Source organism: Xanthomarina gelatinilytica (assembly GCF_000348685.1).
GTDB classification, from domain to species: Bacteria; Bacteroidota; Bacteroidia; order Flavobacteriales; family Flavobacteriaceae; genus Xanthomarina; species Xanthomarina gelatinilytica.
This window is the reverse complement of record NZ_ANLA01000016.1, coordinates 1-19,154: the sequence shown is the minus strand read 5'-3', so window position 1 is coordinate 19,154 and position 19,154 is coordinate 1. Positions and strand designations below refer to the sequence as shown.

Genomic DNA, 19,154 nt, shown 5'->3' with positions numbered 1-19,154 from the left:
CACTTAAGGGGTTACTACACATGTAATGGTAATTTTTGCTGTGCTTCCCACCATAAAGGTTCCTGTGTCTTCGCCTATGTTATAATCCATTCGTTCCAATTCAAAATGCCCTTTAAAGGTGTTGTTTGAAAACTCAAAAGGGATTTGTACCGTTTTGGTAACACCATGCATGGATAGGTTTCCTGTGGTTATATAAGCATTGTCTTTTTTTTCAATGGCTGTGGAGGTGAAACAAATTTCCGGATATTTTTCAACATTAAAGAAATCTGCAGATCTTAAATGTTCGTCGCGTTTATCATTGTCTGTGTTGATGGTGGCTGCATCTATGCAGATGTTGAAATTGGAGTTTTCAAGGTCTTCTGGATTAAATTTGAAAGTGCCTGTCATGTTTTTAAAAGTACCATCTACCGTGTTGATGAGGAGATTGTTTATTTTGAAATTGACCTCAGACCTGTTTTGATCTATGGTTTGGTTTTGAAATATGGTTAAACCTAAGGTAGAGACAAGAAGTATATATAGTTGTAGTATTTTCATAATGTGGTTTTTAATTTTAATACTGTTTTCTATAAAGTTAAAAAAAAAGGAACTACATGTATGTAATTCCTTTCTTATAATTTAGTTAAATATTGCTTTATACCAACTCCACAAACAAGCCATCTTCGTTTTTTTCTACTTTAGCAAGTTTGTTTTTTGTGAGGCCTTTTATGGATTTATCCCATTTTTTATTGCTTAAACCAGATTTTGCTTTTAAAGTGTTTAGATCTATTGGTGAGGAGGTTTTTAGAAGTTTGAAAACAGTTTTTTCGTCTTCGGTCATTTCTATGGCTTTTTTTTCTGGTCTCATTTGAGGGAAGAAAAGCACTTCTTGAATAGATTGATTGTTTGTTAAAAACATGATTAATCTATCCATACCAATTCCCATTCCTGAGGTTGGAGGCATGCCATATTCCAGGGCACGAAGGAAATCGTAATCAATAAATTCGGTAGCTTCGTCGTCTCCTTTGGCAGCCAGTTTTAATTGGTGCTCAAACCGTTCACGTTGGTCTATTGGGTCGTTCAATTCTGAATAAGCATTGGCAATTTCCTTACCACAAACCATAAGTTCAAAACGCTCGGTTAATTCTGGGTTGTCCCTGTGTTCTTTACACAAAGGGCTCATTTCTTTTGGATAGTCGGTAATAAAGGTTGGTTGGATGTAGTTGCCTTCACATTTTTCACCAAATATTTCATCAATAAGTTTTCCTTTACCCATGGTTTCATCTACTTCAACACCTAGGTCTTTGGCAGCTTGTCTTATTTGTTCTTCTGTTTTACCAGTGATATCGAACCCAGTAAAATGCTTAATGGAATCGGCCATGGTAACCCTAGCGTAAGGGGCTTTAAAATCTATTTCGTGTTTGCCAAAGGTGGCTTTGGTAGTTCCGTTTACTGCCAAGGCGCAATGTTCCAAGAGTTGTTCGCAAAAATCCATCATCCAGTTGTAATCTTTGTAGGCTACGTATATTTCCATGGCTGTAAATTCTGGATTATGTGTTTTGTCCATCCCTTCATTTCGGAAATTTTTAGAAAACTCGTATACACCTTCAAACCCACCAACTATAAGACGTTTTAAATATAATTCATTGGCAATTCGCATGTATAATGGAATATCCAAACTATTATGGTGTGTTACAAAAGGTCTTGCTGCTGCACCACCAGGAATGGGTTGCAGGATAGGGGTTTCTACTTCAAAATATCCAGCTTGGTTAAAGAAATCCCGCATGGCATTAAAAAGCTTGGTCCTTTTCACAAAGACTTCCTTTACGTGAGGATTTACCACTAAATCGGCATATCGTTGTCTAAAACGCAACTCTGGATCTGTAAAGGCATCGTGTACATTGCCATCGGAATCTGTTCTAGGTAAAGGTAAAGGTTTAAGGGCTTTACTAAGAAGTTTGAAATCTTTCACCTTTACGGTTTTTTCGCCCACTTTGGTTGTGAATAATTCACCTTCAACACCAATAAAATCACCAATATCCAAAAGTTTTTTATAAACGGTATTGTATTTGGTTTTGTCTTCACCAGAACAAATTTCGTCTCTGTTAAAGTAGACCTGTATCCTGCCTTCGCTATCTTGAAGTTCTGCAAAGCTGGCATTACCTTGAATTCTACGTGACATCAACCTTCCTGCAACCACTACTTTTTTATCTTCTGCAAAATCCTGTTTTACCTGTTTGGACGTGTGCGTGTATGGGAATAAATCTGCTGGATAGGGGTTGATGCCCAACTCGCGTAATTTGGCGAGTTTGTCTCTTCGTACTAATTCTTGTTCTGATAATTGCGACATATATAATGTAATTGTGTTTTTTTGAAGCTACAAAGATAAATACTATAAGTTAGGATATCAATTTATTATATTGGAAATTGTTTGTAACAAAACAGTATGTTTGTTGACAAATAAGTACATCAATCATTTAAAATAATCCATCATGGGTTTTTGGCGTGTTTTGCTTTCCATTTTTTGCCCTCCTTTGGCTGTAATAGATAAAGGCTGTGGGTCTATTCTAATTGTATTTTTATTATGGCTTTGTGGATGGGTACCAGGGGTTATTGCGGCCTTGGTGATTTTGAACAACCCAAGAAACTAGAATTCTGTTGTTTTTAATAAAGATATCAAAGCTTCCCTATGTGTGTTTTTTGCGAATTTCTAAGGAATAAACAATAAACTCTAAATCGAAATTCAGAAGAAATTATCGTAATTTTGCTGTCTATGAATAAGCGTATACAACTTCAGGATTTAGGAAGTAAGGATTATAAAGAGACTTGGGACTATCAAGAGTCATTGTTTAAAGAGATTGTAGATACGAAGGTTAAGAACCGGAGGGAAAATGCCAACCTGGAAACGACCAATTACTTTTTATTTGTAGAGCATCCACATGTGTACACACTTGGAAAAAGTGGCGACATGAGCAATTTGCTTATTAACGAAGAGCAGCTTGAAGCAAAAGGAGCCAGTTTTTACAAAGTGAATAGAGGTGGAGATATAACCTATCATGGTCCAGGACAAATAGTGGGCTATCCTATTTTGGATTTGGAAAACTTTTTTACGGATATTCATAAATATCTTCGATTACTTGAAGAAATGATTATTTTAACTTTAGCAGAATATGGCTTGAAAGCCGAACGAAGTAAAGGGGAAACTGGTGTTTGGTTGGATGTGGGAACCCCTTTTGCCAGAAAAATATGTGCTATGGGAGTTCGTGCCAGCAGATGGGTAACCATGCATGGTTTCGCCTTAAACGTCAATGCCAATCTAGGTTATTTTGACCATATGATCCCTTGTGGGATTCGTGGAAAAGCTGTAACATCTTTACATGTAGAGCTTGGTAAAAAAGAAGTTGATGAGGTTGAGGTAAAAAACAAGCTGTTAAAGCATTTTACTGTATTGTTTGAAGCAGAATTGGCTTGTTCAGAAAGCAAATGTTAATATTTTTTTAGTTTTCTACACTTTACTTACTTTATATTGCTTGTATTTAATAAGTGGGCTTGTAGCTTTGTTTTTATACCCATGAACCGAACTGCTAATAATTATAATAATAGCGGTTATTATAGCCATATAAAAAATACTGGTATGTGTGTCTTTATTAGCTACAGCAATGGCTATTAAGGCCCAAGCTCCAACAAGTGCAAATTCACGCATGTTACGTTTCCAGGTAACCCATAAATTTATTAGCGTTGCAATACCAATCATGATGAGGGTCCAGGTTACGTCTGATACCCCAAAACCATTCCAATTAATTTTTACTAAATAAGAGGAAACATTAGCAATACTCGCTACAGTAACCCAGCCACTATAAAACGTAAAAGGCCACCAAACAAAAACAATAGTCGTTATGGGAGCATCCCAAAGTTCCATGGCATTGTTTAAAACAATTTTTAAAAGTGCAAACAGTAATATAAATATAAAAATACAAGAAAGCCCTGTATACTCATACAGCCAACTAAACACCCAAGCGCTATTGGCAATGCAGGAAATAACAAACCACCAACCTGTTTTTAAAATAAAGTCGTGGTTGGAGGATGTTTTTACAAACAAGCTTCTGCCTTGATACACGATAAAACCCAATAATAGCAAATAGATAAAACCCCATATGGAGAATGCGTAGCCAGCAGGAGTAAATAAGGAATTATACTGATTTGAAACTTCGCCAATAGTGGTATTGTTAATCTTTCCTGTGTTTGATAGATAATTAATGAATATGGTTGCCAAAAGAGCCAACCCGTTACTTATTTGCAATGTTTTTTTCATAATTAGGTATACATGTTTCAACCTAAGTTACAATTTTGACACTGAATAAACAATTAATCTATTTTTAATTAAGAACTATTAGATATTAAAACGTAATAGGCATTACCCTTCTGCATTGAAATACACTTTGTAATAGTGCATTTTTTTCTCATCGTCGTAACCACGTTCCAGGTATTCACTGGATGCGTCAGGAGCATCGATATCCAATTTAATTTGAATGTTGGTATCCAGTTTAATTTCGGTTTTAATTTTTTTCTTCTCTTTTTTCACTACAGCTTCAGCCACATCAAATTGATTTCTAATAAGGATGTCCTGTTCGCTTTCAAAGGTTTTTTTGTAATCGTCAAATAGGGTTTTGTGTTTGTCTTCTTCAAAAATTTCGTCTTTAAAGCGTTCAATATTTACAGTTTCGTTTTCTTTGAAAAAATCGATGGTTTTTGCTAAAAACGTACTTTGCTCTTGGTTGCCATAAGATATTTTTAAAATGTCTTCAGAAAAATCCTTACATAACTCAATGTATTGTTGGGTGTGGTTGTTGGCATCGTCTGCATATTTGATGTTCAAAAAATGATTGGTCCAATATTGCGCATCGTAATTGTTGTTGTCTGCACTAAGTACAATGGGTCCTTCGGCATCTGTTTGGTTTAAAATTAAACAGGCTTTATCCACTTTTTTAGAGCTGATGCCTTTTTGTACCAACACATCATAACTATTGTTTTCCAAATAGGTTTGAAAGAAATTGACCTTGTTTTCTATTTTAAAAATCCCTAAGGCATTGGTGGTTATTTCGTTGAATTCAATACCTTCAAACATGACAATAAGCACATCGCCAGTTTTTATTTGTGCCGAATTGGATTGCTCGAACAAATGTTTCACGATGTGTTTGGAGGTTTCAACAAAGGCATCATCTTCAGAAAACAGTTGTGAACTGTAGGTGTTTATTTCGTTTAAGGAAATATCGGCATGATGGTTAAACCTGTAAGATTGCACCACAGATCCAAAAGGCCTTAATAAAAACGGCAACATCAGCTCGTAACTGGCTTCGTCGAAATGCACTTCTTTTTCTGAAAAAGCATTTTTGGTGTTGTTGTGCTTGTTACCCACTTTATGGATGATACATTTGGATATGGAGGCGTTTTTACGTGAAATCATGGTCTGAATATTGAGACTGCAATACTAAGCATTTTGTTAGAAACAGCTAAGCGATGTTCATAAAAAAACCGAAGGGATTAGCTTCGGTTTTTAGAAAATATATTTAAAGATTAAGGCTTTAAATCAAACAACTCCATAACTTCCTTGTAGGACATTTTAGATAAATCTGTATTTCCTAATCTTCCAGTAGCATTAGCTGGTATTATTACATATCTATATTCAGCTATTCCAGGACCTCCAAAGGTGCCAGGATCTCCAGCGCCACTTACATTTCGCATTTTAATAGTTAAGTCATTAAGCTCTATTTGAAAACTTAATGTTTGTTCTCCACCAGTAATATTAGCTGAAAAAGGAAGTATAAATGTGTCTGTATTACTTATTACAAAACGCGTATAAACGAGAACTACTCCATTGTCAACAATATCTTGAGAAATGTCAGGTACTGTTATTGGATAGTTTCTATAGTCTATGCTAAATTCATCAGTTAAAGGAGACCAAACTGCTTCATCATATTCTATCCAACCAGAGCTTATAACATTGGCATTGCCATCTGTACCAGCTGGGCCTTGAGGACCTGCTGGTCCTACAGCACCATCCTCACCATCTTCTGGAGAACAGGAAACACTAAAAGCGACCAATATAGCCATGAGTACGTACTTAGATTTTGACATTGTTTTTTGAATTGTTTTTGAAATTGTTTTCATGATTTTAAAATTTATAATTAATAGTTATATGGTATTTATGTTTGTTTTTTTGAAAGGTTAACATGGAAATGGAAAAAAACCGAAAAGCATTCTTTTCGGTTTTTTAAGGTTTAAATTTCCATTATAAGAATGTTGTTGCTCCAAAACCAGAAGCACTAGGTGATGAGGTGCCAACACCATCATTGTCGTCTTCGTATTGAGGTTGCTCAGGTCTAGCATCGTTTGCAAGAATGTATTTTTGAGCTTCGTACATGGACACTTGTCCATCGCTGTTCAAATCGGCATTAACAGTTGCTCCAGTTATTGGGTCTTGTCCTGTAACAGCAGCAAAAAAATGATAGGTAAACTCGCCATATAAACCAGAGGTATGAGAGTAGGTAACCTGAAATTCTGTTCCAGAGGTCATAATAACCCTGTTAGGCCCTCTAAAATCCCAAATAACGCCACCGCTGTAACAAGGTTTTACAACAGCTATCATAGAACCAAAACCAAGTTCATTAATTTTTGTTGCTAAGTAATCGTCGGTTAATGCCGTAGAGGAATTATAATAAAAATATTGTTCGTCTGTATTGTCAGAAATACTTCCTCTATTATCATCACCATCAGCATCGAACACACCAGTGCTTGGGCGTCCAAAATTATCTTTGCCTCCTCCATGGTTATTCATCATTAAAAAGAATTTGGTGGCACTATTTGTATACTCGTTTAAGTAACTAAAAGCTTCATCCAGTCCTGTTTGGTTGGCAGCATAATGCACAGGGATTTCATTATCCTCACCAACACCATTTTTATAAACTACGCGTATTTTGTTTTCTGGATAGCCTTTGTCCCTTAAAATGGTATACATTAATTTTAAATCGTTCCAATATCTTTTATAAGCATAACTAGAATTAATGCCTCCACTATATAACAAAGCTGTTTTATTGTTCTGAAAGACTGGGAACTCGCAGATTTGTGGGTAAATTTGACAGATAGAAATTATTGGAGGTCTTTGAATAATGATATTTGGATTGATAATCTGAATATTGGTTAGATCGCTAATGACAATGGTTGCCAAAGAAATGTCTCCAATTAATTGCGAAGAAACTTGAATGGTATTGTCTTCATTTTCTTCACAGGTTCCTTTAATTTTCACTTTTTTTCCAAAATACTCTGCGAAATTCAAGGAATTATCCAAGCTTGAAACTTTATCTATATAGATGTAGTTGATTTCATTAATAAGCCCATCTATATAATAATCGTTTTTGTCAATCAATAATTTGGCAATGCCATTTTCTTCCACTAAAATTCCTTCCACTTCAAATTCCTGTCCAATGTTATCTCTCCATTGTGTATTTTTAATATTGGAATATCCTGTTATTTCACCAGGAGGATTGTTTTCTTCACTTGGTGTATCGTCTGTGTCACAGGAAAAAATAATTATTCCTATTAACACCATGAACAATGTTTTGAACATAAAGCCTAGATTAAAGCTTTGTTTGTTGTTTTTTAAATATTTCATCGTATTGTTTTTTAAAGGTTTGCTATTTAATGAGTTGTTTTTAAAAAGGTTAACATAGCAATGAAAAAAAGCCAAAAAATGGTTTTTGGCTTTTCCCCTGAAGACAGATTCAAATAAAATAATTAGGTTAACAAATGCAGAGTCGGTTTCTTTAAATTTGGAATAGAATGCCAGCATTTACCACTATTTGTTCGTAATCGCTTACAATGTATTTTGGTTCTAGGTAAACACTTAGCTTTTCGGAGAAAGCCCATTTGCCACCAGCTCCAATATTGGCACCAAAAGCGTTATCGCTTACCTCATAAGTATCGTAATAATACCCATAATAATACGCGCCTGTTTTGTAGTTGGAATAATTGACACCTAGCAACGGATAAATTTTTAGCTTGTCATCAATAATGTTGAAAAAGTAATGGGCATTTACATCTACAGCTAAAATATTTTGGTTGTAGCCATATAAGCTATTTCCAAAAAAGTAAGTTCCTCCAGGTGCAATAGCAATTTGTTCCGTAATGTTGAACTCTGCTTTAAGTGTAATTCCAGGACCTGAAACCTTTTCGTTATAAGCCAATCCGCCACCAAGGGCTATTTGTGCCTGGGTTTGTAATCCAAACAATAGGATTGCTGCATACATAAGTAGATTTTTTGTGTTGTTGAAGGATTTGAAATTAAGTAGTTTCATGTTTTTAAATGTTTTTAAGTTATTGATGTTTTTCTTTTTAATATTGTATAAACAGAAAGGTTAACATTCAACACTGGAAAACATACAATTATTGATAACTCTTTTAAAAATGAATGGCTTCTGCTTAAAAAAAGTTAATTTAGCAGCATCGTGTTAACCTTTTATAATTTAGGATATTAAATGCATAGAGTTCAAGAGAACATAACTGTTGAAGATTTAAAAAAAGGCTCCGAATTGCTCTTTAAACGGGTTTATGAAGACAATAGGAACCATTTTATAAATTTTGCCAAAAAGTATCATCTGTCCCAAGAAGATACCATAGATGTCTATCAAGATGCCTATATTATTTTCTATAATAATGTGATGCAAGGCAAAGTGGAAGAATTTACAAGTTCTATAACTACCTACTTATTTAGTATAGGAAAGTATTTAATTTTTGATAAAATGAAAAAGAATAAGAAGACTATAAATCCAGATTTCGATTTGTCCCTTATTAGAGAAAAAGAAGAACTTGAAGATATGAACCTGGATTTAGATCAGGAAGCCCTAACAACAGAACAAGTTTTGTTGAAAAAGCATTTTGCAACCTTAGGAAAAAAATGTCAGGAATTGTTAACCTTATTCTATTACAGAGGATTTACCATTAAAGACATTATAGAAACTAGTGAATATACCAGTGAAAATGTGGTTAAAAGTGCTAAATCCAGATGTATGAAAACCTTAAAGGAACGAATTAATAGCAATTAACAATAGCAATGAACAATCAAGAACTTTTATATCATTATTTTTCTAACAGTTTAACACCTGAGCAAGAATCCGTTTTCAAAAAATTACTGGAAACAGATGCCGAATTTAAAGCTGAATTTGAATTTGAAAAGGGTTTGCAAAAAGCCATAAAAAGCCATGAAACCGATAGGCTAAAAGCAATGCTTAATGAGGTTGAAACAAAAATAAATAAACGTCATAATACCGTGTTTAACTACAGAAACCTTGCCATAGCTGCTTCTATAGCCATTTTGTTTGGTTGGTTTGGATACAATACCTTTTTTAGTACCAATTACAGTAGTTTGTATGAGGATAATTTTACCGAATATCCAAATACGGTTTATACCATTACCAGAAGTGACGATGCCAATTCTATAGAACGTGAAGCTTTTGTAGCCTACGAAACCAAGAATTACCAAACAGCCATTGAAAAATTTGAGGCACTTTCAGCTGATGAAACCAAAGATTACCTAAATTTTTACAAAGCTCAAGCTTATTTGGGTATGGACAACATTCAAGAGGCCAAAGGTTTGTTTCAACAAGTAGTTGCCAAAAATGAAAGTTTTGTTGCAGAAGCTACATGGTATCTGGCCTTAATTGCAATTAAAGAGAAAGATAAATCTTTGGCAGTATCCTATTTGGAACACTTAATGGCCAATTATTCCTATAACAAAGATAAAGCACAAGCACTTTTAAAGGAGCTTAACTAGACTTTTGGTTTTTCTTTACTAGCAAACCTATTATCAATAACAAAACAACTCCTATTGCCACATACCATAACCAATTGTTGGTAGTGGCAATTGCTGATGTATTTCCAGAAATTATAAATCCAGACCAATAATAAGGATGCACTAAGGCATTTTGGCTGTTTTCATTTAAAAAAGAAACTTGTGCTTGTTGCAATGCCAAGCTTTTGGAGTTTCCTTCTGATAGATTTTTATAAAAAGCATCCATGATCTTTAAAGTGGAGCCATCGTTAATTTTCCATAAGGTGCTGGATATACTGGAAGCTCCACTAAAGTAAAAGCCTCTGGCAAGACTTAAAAATCCTTCCCCACGTTTTAAATTGCCTATGCCACTTTCGCAAGCACTCAAGGTTACCAAATTGGTGTTGAGGTTTAAATTATATAGATCACTAACATAAAGTAGGTTGGAATTGGTGTTGTTGGGTTGAAATGCCAAATAGGAATATTCGGGAGTTTCATCATTTAAAATGGCATGTGTGGCAAAATGTAACAACCCATAATGTTCACTTTCCGTATTAAAATTTTGAAGTGTCGCTTGGGTATTGGTCAAGGTTTTTCCATTGAAATAATTTAAGATGTCCTCGGCTTCGGTTTGATTGTTTGGTAAAGGCATTAAGTTGCCATTAATCGATGCATCAAAACTGGGAGCAAAGGCCAAAACCTTGTTGTTGATGCCTTCTTTCTCTGAAAGCTGTTTAAATAAAGTAGCAGAATTTACATAGCTTATGGCATGGTTTTCAATTACATATTTCGCTCTGCCATTGGTTGAAAAGCTTGAAAATGGAATGTAATTCAATAAGCCATCTGTTACAATAATAAGATTTTTATGGGACAGATTATCAATGTTGGGAGCTACTAATTTAGTGTACAGATAAAACGATTTGCTGTTTAACTCTTCAAGATTGGATTTTGGGTTGTTTAGCAATTTGTACAGGGAAACAATATTGTTTTCTAGGTCGTTATTTAATTTACAACGTGTTATATGTTTTGAGTTTTTTGTAATGGTGATTGTATAAATGTGATGATTTCCATAAAAGTAGGATAGCAAAGCATCCTTGGTATTCAAGAGGGTTTGTAATTCTTTTATGTTTATTACTTTAGAATTGTATTTTAAATCGTAATAGGTTTTATACCTGTTTTCTATGGTTGTTATAAGTTCCCTGTAATTGTTTTTAACGTCAAAGAGTCTATCCTCCAAAGCTTGATTTTTGGTATGGTTGATTTGTTTTTCTAAATGATTGATTTTGGATTTTAAAAGTTGTTCCTTTTCAATGATATTTTTTGGAATGTTCGCGAACTTTGTGGCTTTTGTGCTTAAAATGGCTTCTAAAAGCAAAACACTCTTGCTTTTTTCTGAATAATAAAAAGCCTTATCCAAAAGTGAATCTTGTTTGGTTTCTTGATATAAATTATAAACAGCTTCTAGGCCAGATTCAAAAACGGGAAAGGCTTCCTCCATTAAAAACAGTTTGTCTGTGTTGCTTTTAAAAGTAGGCTTTAGCTGGTCTAAGGTTTCTAACGCTTGATCAATGGTTAAAAGGTTTTCTGAATACAATTTTAAACTGTTTAAAGCCAAGGCTTTGTTTTTTAAGATTTTTAAAACCACTGTTTGGTTAATGGTAGAGGAATTGTTTATTTCTGAAAACTGTTGTAAGGCGAGATTGTAATTTTCCAAAGCTTTAGTGGGATTCTTAAATTTGGCATGCAACAACCCAATGTTGTTATAAGCTTCAGCCACATCGTTATGAGGTTGGTTTTTCCATTTTTGTTTAATGAGATCTAAAGCTATTTGCAGTTCTTCTTCTGCCATTTCATAAGCTCCTGTAGCTATATGTATTTTGGCTTTGGCCTCGAAGTACACGTTCCATCTTGGATGCTTGTCAGGAAGGTTTTTTTTAATGATATTCAAGTAATAATTGGCACTATCTATTTGCGATTGATTTAAATAGTTTTCCAACAAATGGTTGGCCTCTGTAACAATACTGCTGGAAGAACCGTTGTTTACCAGGTTATACTTCAAAGATTTATTAAAGTAGCTGTTGGAGGAATCCAGCTGTTTTTGGTTCTTTAAAACTTCTGCCAATAAACTGTAAGTTCTATTAATCTTTACAATATCGTCTGCTTTATTGGATTCTAAAAAGTGAATGTTTTTTGTGTAATAATCTTTGGCTAAGTTGTATTTGCCGTCGTTTACATACATTTTTGCTATAAAGCTGTATGCACTGGTTAACAAATCTATTAAATATATATTCAGCTTTCTGCTATCCAAGGTTTCAATAGAGGTAATGATGGCTTGAAATGCTTTTCTGGATTTATCATAGTCGTTTAACCTGAAATAATACAGACCTTTATCCAGCCAGATGGAATTTATATAGATTAGGTAGTTTTCTGTTTTTTTTAATTCTGAATCATTCTTTAATACTATAGAGTCCAACCGTTCCAAGTTGGTTTTCATTCTTTCAAGATTGTAAAAATGACCTGCTGTTTTATTTGAAGCACTGATGCTGCTTATTAAGCTTTCAAAATCCCCATGTTTGATAGCCATGGAATTTATTTTATTGAAATAATAATATGCAGAATCTTCTTGAGTATAAAGATGTTGGTAGGCTTTGCCATAAAATTCCGTTATGGCATTACTGTAAAGGGAATCTGTTTTGTTTTGGGAAAAAACATGGCTCTTAAAACATATTATAAGTAGTAGCAATAGAGGCGTTTTCATAAAAAAAGTCTTCAGTATGACTGAAGACTAAATTACAAATATTTTAATGAATAATATTTTGAATGATTGTTTTATTCCGGTTCTTGAAAATCCAATAAAATGGAATAGGTTTGGCCGTCACTTTGTATGGTTAGTGTAGCTTGGCCATTAAATCCTGGCTGTTCAAATTGAAATGGTTGAAACCTTCCTGAGTTTTGTGTGTTTGGAATAATCTCAACAGGAGAATTGTTGTTTGTGCTAACAATTATGGTTTCTGTTTCATAATCCCTAATAGTTAAGCTTAATTGGTCTGTGCCTGGTAATAAAACAATGTTCCTAATGGAGTTGTATACATTAAAGCAAATACATGGTGATGGCGATGGTGGAATAGGAGGTATAATAGGGTTGATAATGGAAAAAGCTTCAGCAGGACTTAAAATACCAGCTATTTCGGTTTCATGTAAGTCTATTTGGTCGTTTGCTGCAGCAATGTTTTCTTGTGCTTGATTATATCCTGGATCGCTATCTGGTATTTGCATCCACTCCTCAATGTGTCCATTAAGCCTATTGATTTCGGATTCTAAATAGAATGTTCTTAAATCACCTTCATAAATATAATTTGTTGCAGTTAATTCTATTTCCTCATTCGTATTGTTGTTGTCATCGTCTTCACAGCTCATATTGGTAAACAATAGTAGCGATAAGATAATTAGGACAAATGTGTTTTTTTTCATAATTATTGAATTTTGGGTTTCTTCTTGAACTTTAATAGTTGCCATAATATAAAGTTAACATTTTGACACAGTTTTTTATGTATGTGTTCTTTAAAATATACTGGTTAAAATACTAAAACAAACGGAATATACCATTAAAACTAATTGTAAGCAAAAGCATTGTATGGTTGGTCTTGGTTTGTGTATGTTTGGTAAGCTTAAGCTTAATTAATCTGGTAAATAAGTATGGAATTACTGTCTCCTTTGGTTACAAACTCCAGGTTTTTGTCTTTATCAATATTATCAAGGCTTATTTTGGAGTTTCCATAAACAGGGAAGTTGGCAATAGACTTTCCTTGGCTGTCAAACAGATAAATTTTCTTGGCTTGTAAATCGGTTACAGAAACATAAATTTTATCGTTGATGTAAAAAATATCTGGTTTGGTGTAATTGCCATAGTCCATTTCCAAGGTTTTGTTTTTTATGGTCAACCTATTTTCGGACTGTGCTACTAGGGTTTTGGATGTGGTTTCTATGTGGTGCCTATCTGTAAGTTGGAGGTTTTGTTCTGCTGTATTTCCGTTGGTATCTATGGTAACCAGTTTGCCATCTGTTGTGGTGGTTGTAAATTTGTTGTTGTACAAATACACAGCTTGGTTGGAATAGTTATAACTGTTTTTTGGAGATACTCTGGTTTTACCCACACGATCCAAGATATACAGTTTGTTTGCTGTTTTAAACAAAAGGTAATCTTTTCTGCCTATTCTAATATGTTGAGGTTGATATATTAAAGGGCTTTCTGCACTTTTAAAATTAAAGCCTTTAACGGTTTTTCCCAATTGATCATACATAAGAATGTTTTTCCCTTGGGTAACCAATAAACGGTAATTCCTATTGTTGTCGTAATCGAAAACAGAAAGGGGTTGGGTAACTTTATCGTTGAATTTTAATGGGAACGGAGCCACCTCTTTTCCATTTCTGTCCAAAACATAAACGCGATTTGGTGTGGCAAATGCCAATTGCAGCCTGCCGTTTTTGTACATATCTATTTGTTCTATTTTACCAAGAATGGCTCCATCAAGTTGTTTTTTCCATAACAATTTCCCTGTATTGGAAATTAAATACAGGTTGTTTTTTACATCTTGAAGAACAATTTCCTTTTGGTTTGTTTCGTGATTTGTAACAAATTGAGGTGTATTTAAAATCTCTTCGGTAATTTTTATGTTGAATTCTTCAGTAACCGAATTTTCAATGGCCTTGGTTTTGCTCTTTTTAATAATGGCATTTACGTGAGCAAAATTGGTGTCGTAAATAAACTGTATGGCAGACGCTTTATAATGGTCCAGTTGCAATGGGAGGTTTTCATTAAGAAACTGTTCCATTTTACGGTTTAATGTGGAAGGGTTCACTACATACATAAGCGAAGCTTCATCGCTCAAATTCTCCTTTATGGTTTCAAAATAGGATCTTTGGCTTAAAGTGGTATTGTTTTGATAATTTGCTATAATGTTTTGAAGCATGTCCACTGAGCTGCCAAAAACAAAGAAATTGTCTATTGCACAATATAAAACAGCATTGTTGGATTGTACAAAAGGCGAAAACGTTTGTTGGAACAAATTTGGAGAGGAAAAATGGTAAATATCAATATCCCTATAGGTCTCTGCTAGGTTTTGTTGGTTGGAAAGCGCATGGCTTGTGGAAACTTCATCTAACGAATTTAATACAATGGCTTCTTGGCTACCTTCAAAAACAACGCCTACTTCAACAATGTTGTCAAACAAAGTGGTCTCTGTAGATAAGGAGTCAATAGTTTGATAAGATTTTAAATTTTGTTTGAAATTACTGAAATTGTTAAAGGTAAAGCTTAAAAAAGCATCGCTGTTGGAAGGTGTTATTCTGGCCATTTGGTTTTCTTGTGGCATGGTGTTTTTAAAAACCTCTATAAGGCTTTTTGTGGAGTCTGTTGCTTTTGTAATGCCATTAAAAAGTATTTCATCTTGTTTTAAATCTATATCTAACAAAATGGAATTGCCTAGTTTTTGCTTTGCAACTGTATCATTTATAAAAAAGGAATTAAAGTAATTGTTGTTTTCATTTATTAAAACAGATAACTGACTGTTTTTGTCTGCTGTTTCCAATAATTCCGCAAATTTTAATGGATTGTTCTTCTTGTCCAGTGATTGGATCAATAGATCCATATGCGAAGCTCCAATAAACACACTGTCCTTAATAACACTATACAGCACATGATTCTCCACAGTTGTTTTGGTTATGGAAAGGTTTTTGGTACTAATGATTTCAATTTTATGGTTGGGTAGAGAGTCAACACTAAATAGGTCTTTGGTGTAATCTGTAATTATGGCATATTGCAAACTATCGTTTTTGTCCGAAACAAAACATAGCAATAGTTCGGTGTTTGTTTTAAAATAATTTAAGGCTTTCAGCTGTTTTGAAACAGATGAAACTGTTTTGGATTTTGACAGTTCCTCAAGAAAATGGTTGTTGTTAATGTTGTTTTTTAGACTTTCAAGATCGGAAACCTTTAGTATAAATGAAGCATTTTCTGGAATAAAATCCATTGGGTTGCCGTGGTTCCTGTCTTTAGTGCAACTGGTAACAAATAAAGTAATTAGGATGAAATTAAAAATGCCTTTCATTTATGTTGAGGGTTTTATGCAAATATAATAAGTTATAGTTCTAATTTTAATTGTTCAGGCAAGAGTCTAAAAGATTTTCTATGATACTCTGTTATACCATATTCCTTTATGGCAAGTCTATGTGCTTTGGTTGGATAGCCTTTGTTTTGATTCCATTGATACATGGGAAATTCGTCATGTATGGATTTCATGTACTCATCTCTATAGGTCTTTGCAAGTATGGATGCGGCAGCTATGGAAAGATACTTGCTGTCTCCTTTAATAATGGTCTTGCTTGGAATATCTTGAAAAGGTTTAAACCTATTGCCATCCACAATAATAAACTCGGGTTTTGTTTTTAAGGTTTCAATGGCCTTGTGCATGGCAAGTAAGGAAGCGTTTAAAATATTTATTTTATCTATGGTTTCTGGAAATACATGTGCCACACTGTATGCTAAAGCGTGTTCTTCTATATAAGGTCTTAAAAAGTCCCTTTTTTTTTCAGATACTTGCTTGGAATCGTTTAATATGGAATTTTTAAAATCTTTCGGTAAAATAACTGCAGCAGCAGTAACAGGTCCAGAAAGACAGCCTCTGCCAGCTTCGTCTGTCCCACATTCTATGGAAAAATTTGAAAAATTAAATTTCAGCATTTATATAAATCTTAAGAATAAGTCGTTATTATTAATTGTAATATTGTCTTTTATAAATAAAATCCAATAAGATATTTTCTATTTTTGACGAAAATTAGTTATCAGATTATAGAATAAGGATAATACAATACAAATTCAATACAAGTATTAGACACCTGCAAGGTCTAAAAAATAATTATGAAGAGAATATTTTTAGCATTTTTTTTAATAGGTATTGTTGATTTTGGATTTTCACAAATTTCACCAACTCGAAATAAAACCCAAACGCAAAATCAAGATGGATTAATTGCGAACCCAGATTATCAAGATAACATGAATCAAGGTTCCACTATAAGTACCAGTAATAAAAATATTAAAAACAAAGACGCTAAAATAGAGCAGTATTTAATTATTTCAAAAGAGAGGGATACAACCTTTGTAGATACCACACTTAATGTAAAAAGAGATTACAAATTCAATTATCTAAGAAAGGATAATTTTAATTTAATGCCTTTTTCAAATGTTGGTCAATCCTATAATACCTTAATATATAGTTTTAACGATTTGGATTTAATGCCTTCTTTTGGAGCAAGGGCTAGGCATTTCAATTACATGGAAGTTGAAGACATTTATTACTATCATGTGCCAACACCACTCACAGAGCTTTATTACAAAACAGCTTTTAGTCAAGGGCAACAAGTCGATGCTTTTTTTACGACCAACACTTCCAAACAGTTTAACTTTTCAATAGCCTACAAAGGATTGCGTTCCTTGGGTAAATATCAACATGCTCTAACCAGTACTGGAAATTTTAGGTTTACCTCAAGTTACAAAACAAAAGACAATAGATATGTTGCAAACGCTCATATAGTTATGCAAGATTTGTTGAATGAAGAAAATGGAGGCTTGCAAGATAGTAACATACCTTATTTTGAATCTGGTAATCCAGAATTTAAAGACAGGTCTGTACTGGCTGTAAACTTTGAAGATGCCGAAAACATTTTAAAGGGAAAACGTTTTTATTTGGATCACAGATATAAAGTTTTAAAGGAAAAAGATTCTTTAACCAAAAACAAACTAAGCTTTGGGAATATCATTTCTTTTGAAGATAAATACTATGAATATAACCAGGAGGATCAAAACGATTATTTTGGAGAAGCATTTCAGCAAGATGCATTAAGGGACAGAGTAACCCTTGAGGATTTTTACACCCAGCTTTATACTGAGTATAGCAATAATATACTAGGAAACATTAAGTTTCATGTTGCCTATAACAATTTTAATTATGGGTATGACAAGGTTACATATATAAATAATACTTTAATAACCAATAGGTTGTTGGGAGATGTGTATTCTATTGGAGGAGCCTACTCCAAAACCATAAATAGGTTTAGTCTGGAAGGTAATTTTGGATTAAACGTATCTGGAGACTTTGAGGGGAATTATATTAGTGGTCAAGCAGCATATCAATTTACTAAGGATATAACCTTTGGGGCAAAAATCAGCCATAATTCCAAAGCACCAAACTATAACTACTTATTATACCAAAGTGTATACGAAAACTATAATTGGCAAACCAACTTCAATAACATAGAAACACAAAACATAGAACTAGCTTTAAAATCCAAAAAACTTGCAAATGTTTCAGTAGATGTAACTTCCATAAACGATTATACCTATTTTAAAAAAGTAACAGACACAGGTTTGGTAAAACCGTTCCAAAGCAATAAATCCATTAGCTATTTAACGGTTAAATTAGAGAAGGAAATTAAGTATGGAAAATTTGCTTTGGATAACTCTATAGTTTATCAAACTGTTAAAGACGACAACAGTGTTTTCAATGTTCCGGAAATCGTAACTAGAAATACGTTATATTATTCAGATTACTTTTTTAAGAGAGCCTTGTTCTTGCAAACAGGAATTACCTTTAATTACTTCTCTAAGTATTATATGAATGGTTATGATCCGCTATTGGCTGAATTTTATGTTCAAACAGAACAAGAATATGGAGGGTTTCCAAGATTTGATTTCTTTGTGAATGCAAAAATTCAACAAGCCAGAATCTATTTAAAAGCCGAGCACTTTAATTCAGCCTGGACAGGTTACGATTATTACTCTGCTCCAAATCATCCTTATCGGGATTTTACAATACGATTTGGTATTGTATGGAATTTCTTTTTGTAAAGTACTTTATTGACATCCAATTTGGCCTCTAGCAAGAAATAGTATAATTTTTTAAAATAAATTTTTGGGCCTAAATACTTGGCAACAAGGCAAGAAAAGAAACAGCTGCAAATCCTTTAAAAAATACTTTGCAAAAAGTTTGTTTGATAAAGGAAAAGGGTTGTATCTTTGCACTCGCTAAAAACGGTACACACGTTTAGGTGAAGTTCATTTACAGGTTATTTTTTTGTTTATTGAGTGTTTTAAAAAAAACTTTCAAAAAATATAAAAAATAGCTTTGAAGTAATGAAAAAGGGTTTATATTTGCACCCTCAAAAAACCGGGATGTTTTTTGGAGAGCAACAAGTTCATGCGGTACGTGTTTTTTCGGTGGTTTTGAGAGGGTTGAAAAAACTTTTTCAAAAAAAGCAAAAAAACATTGCATGGATAAAAAAAGGGTTTTATATTTGCACC

General features: G+C 33.5%; 17 protein-coding genes. 5 read left to right on the top strand and 12 right to left on the bottom strand.

Going from position 1 to position 19,154, the window contains the following annotated elements:
* Positions 1 to 3: 3 nt before the first annotated feature.
* Both D778_RS10445 and lysS read right to left on the bottom strand, forming a co-directional pair.
* Positions 4 to 534, bottom strand: coding sequence for a YceI family protein (locus D778_RS10445; RefSeq protein WP_007650430.1), 531 nt, complete (start codon positions 532 to 534; stop codon positions 4 to 6).
* 97 nt (positions 535 to 631) lie between these two features.
* A complete protein-coding gene (lysS, locus tag D778_RS10440) occupies positions 632 to 2,326 on the bottom strand; it encodes a lysine--tRNA ligase (RefSeq protein WP_007650429.1) in 1,695 nt (564 codons plus the stop codon).
* A gap of 142 nt (positions 2,327 to 2,468) precedes the next feature.
* On the opposite strand from lysS, the gene D778_RS14425 reads away from it, so the two are divergent.
* Positions 2,469 to 2,627 (top strand): YqaE/Pmp3 family membrane protein, encoded by a 159-nt coding sequence (locus tag D778_RS14425; RefSeq protein WP_007650428.1) that lies wholly within the window; start codon positions 2,469 to 2,471, stop codon positions 2,625 to 2,627.
* 122 nt (positions 2,628 to 2,749) lie between these two features.
* On the top strand, positions 2,750 to 3,466 hold the full coding sequence (gene lipB, locus D778_RS10435) for a lipoyl(octanoyl) transferase LipB (protein WP_007650427.1): 717 nt from the start codon (positions 2,750 to 2,752) through the stop codon (positions 3,464 to 3,466).
* A 15-nt stretch (positions 3,467 to 3,481) separates the two neighbouring features.
* Here the strand turns inward: lipB and D778_RS10430 are convergent, their stop codons facing one another.
* From D778_RS10430 to D778_RS10410, 5 genes are all read right to left on the bottom strand, one after another.
* Positions 3,482 to 4,288: a hypothetical protein gene (locus D778_RS10430; protein ID WP_007650426.1), complete on the bottom strand. Its 807-nt coding sequence runs from the start codon at positions 4,286 to 4,288 to the stop codon at positions 3,482 to 3,484.
* 102 nt (positions 4,289 to 4,390) lie between these two features.
* A complete protein-coding gene (locus tag D778_RS10425) occupies positions 4,391 to 5,440 on the bottom strand; it encodes a nucleoid-associated protein (RefSeq protein ID WP_007650425.1) in 1,050 nt (349 codons plus the stop codon).
* A gap of 110 nt (positions 5,441 to 5,550) precedes the next feature.
* Complete coding sequence (locus tag D778_RS10420; RefSeq protein WP_155949943.1) at positions 5,551 to 6,111, bottom strand: collagen-like triple helix repeat-containing protein; 561 nt, start codon at positions 6,109 to 6,111, stop codon at positions 5,551 to 5,553.
* A 154-nt stretch (positions 6,112 to 6,265) separates the two neighbouring features.
* A complete protein-coding gene (locus D778_RS10415; protein ID WP_007650423.1) occupies positions 6,266 to 7,645 on the bottom strand; it encodes a hypothetical protein in 1,380 nt (459 codons plus the stop codon).
* Between the two features lie 151 nt (positions 7,646 to 7,796).
* Positions 7,797 to 8,327, bottom strand: coding sequence for an outer membrane beta-barrel protein (locus tag D778_RS10410; RefSeq protein WP_155949942.1), 531 nt, complete (start codon positions 8,325 to 8,327; stop codon positions 7,797 to 7,799).
* A 180-nt stretch (positions 8,328 to 8,507) separates the two neighbouring features.
* Between D778_RS10410 and D778_RS10405 the strand changes: the two genes are divergently transcribed.
* Both D778_RS10405 and D778_RS10400 read left to right on the top strand, forming a co-directional pair.
* Positions 8,508 to 9,074, top strand: a complete 567-nt coding sequence (locus tag D778_RS10405; RefSeq protein ID WP_007650418.1) for an RNA polymerase sigma factor — start codon at positions 8,508 to 8,510, stop codon at positions 9,072 to 9,074.
* Positions 9,075 to 9,082: 8 nt separating this feature from the next.
* A complete protein-coding gene (locus tag D778_RS10400) occupies positions 9,083 to 9,802 on the top strand; it encodes a hypothetical protein (protein WP_007650416.1) in 720 nt (239 codons plus the stop codon).
* Here D778_RS10400 and D778_RS10395 read toward each other — a convergent pair.
* The 4 genes from D778_RS10395 to D778_RS10380 form a co-directional block, all read right to left on the bottom strand.
* Entirely contained in the window at positions 9,795 to 12,557 is a 2,763-nt protein-coding gene (locus D778_RS10395; RefSeq protein ID WP_007650414.1) for a CHAT domain-containing protein, read from the bottom strand. The two genes, D778_RS10400 and D778_RS10395, sit on opposite strands and share 8 nt — an antisense overlap.
* A gap of 71 nt (positions 12,558 to 12,628) precedes the next feature.
* Positions 12,629 to 13,315, bottom strand: a complete 687-nt coding sequence (locus tag D778_RS10390; protein ID WP_040492168.1) for a hypothetical protein — start codon at positions 13,313 to 13,315, stop codon at positions 12,629 to 12,631.
* Between the two features lie 158 nt (positions 13,316 to 13,473).
* Positions 13,474 to 15,906 (bottom strand): hypothetical protein, encoded by a 2,433-nt coding sequence (locus tag D778_RS10385; protein WP_007650410.1) that lies wholly within the window; start codon positions 15,904 to 15,906, stop codon positions 13,474 to 13,476.
* Positions 15,907 to 15,938: 32 nt separating this feature from the next.
* Entirely contained in the window at positions 15,939 to 16,538 is a 600-nt protein-coding gene (locus D778_RS10380; protein ID WP_007650408.1) for a ribonuclease HII, read from the bottom strand.
* A 177-nt stretch (positions 16,539 to 16,715) separates the two neighbouring features.
* Here D778_RS10380 and D778_RS10375 point away from each other — a divergent pair, with 177 nt between their 5' ends.
* A complete protein-coding gene (locus tag D778_RS10375) occupies positions 16,716 to 18,701 on the top strand; it encodes a putative porin (protein WP_007650406.1) in 1,986 nt (661 codons plus the stop codon).
* Positions 18,702 to 18,912: 211 nt separating this feature from the next.
* Here D778_RS10375 and D778_RS14815 read toward each other — a convergent pair.
* On the bottom strand, positions 18,913 to 19,154 hold a 242-nt coding region (locus D778_RS14815), incomplete at its 5' end, for a hypothetical protein (protein WP_238307656.1).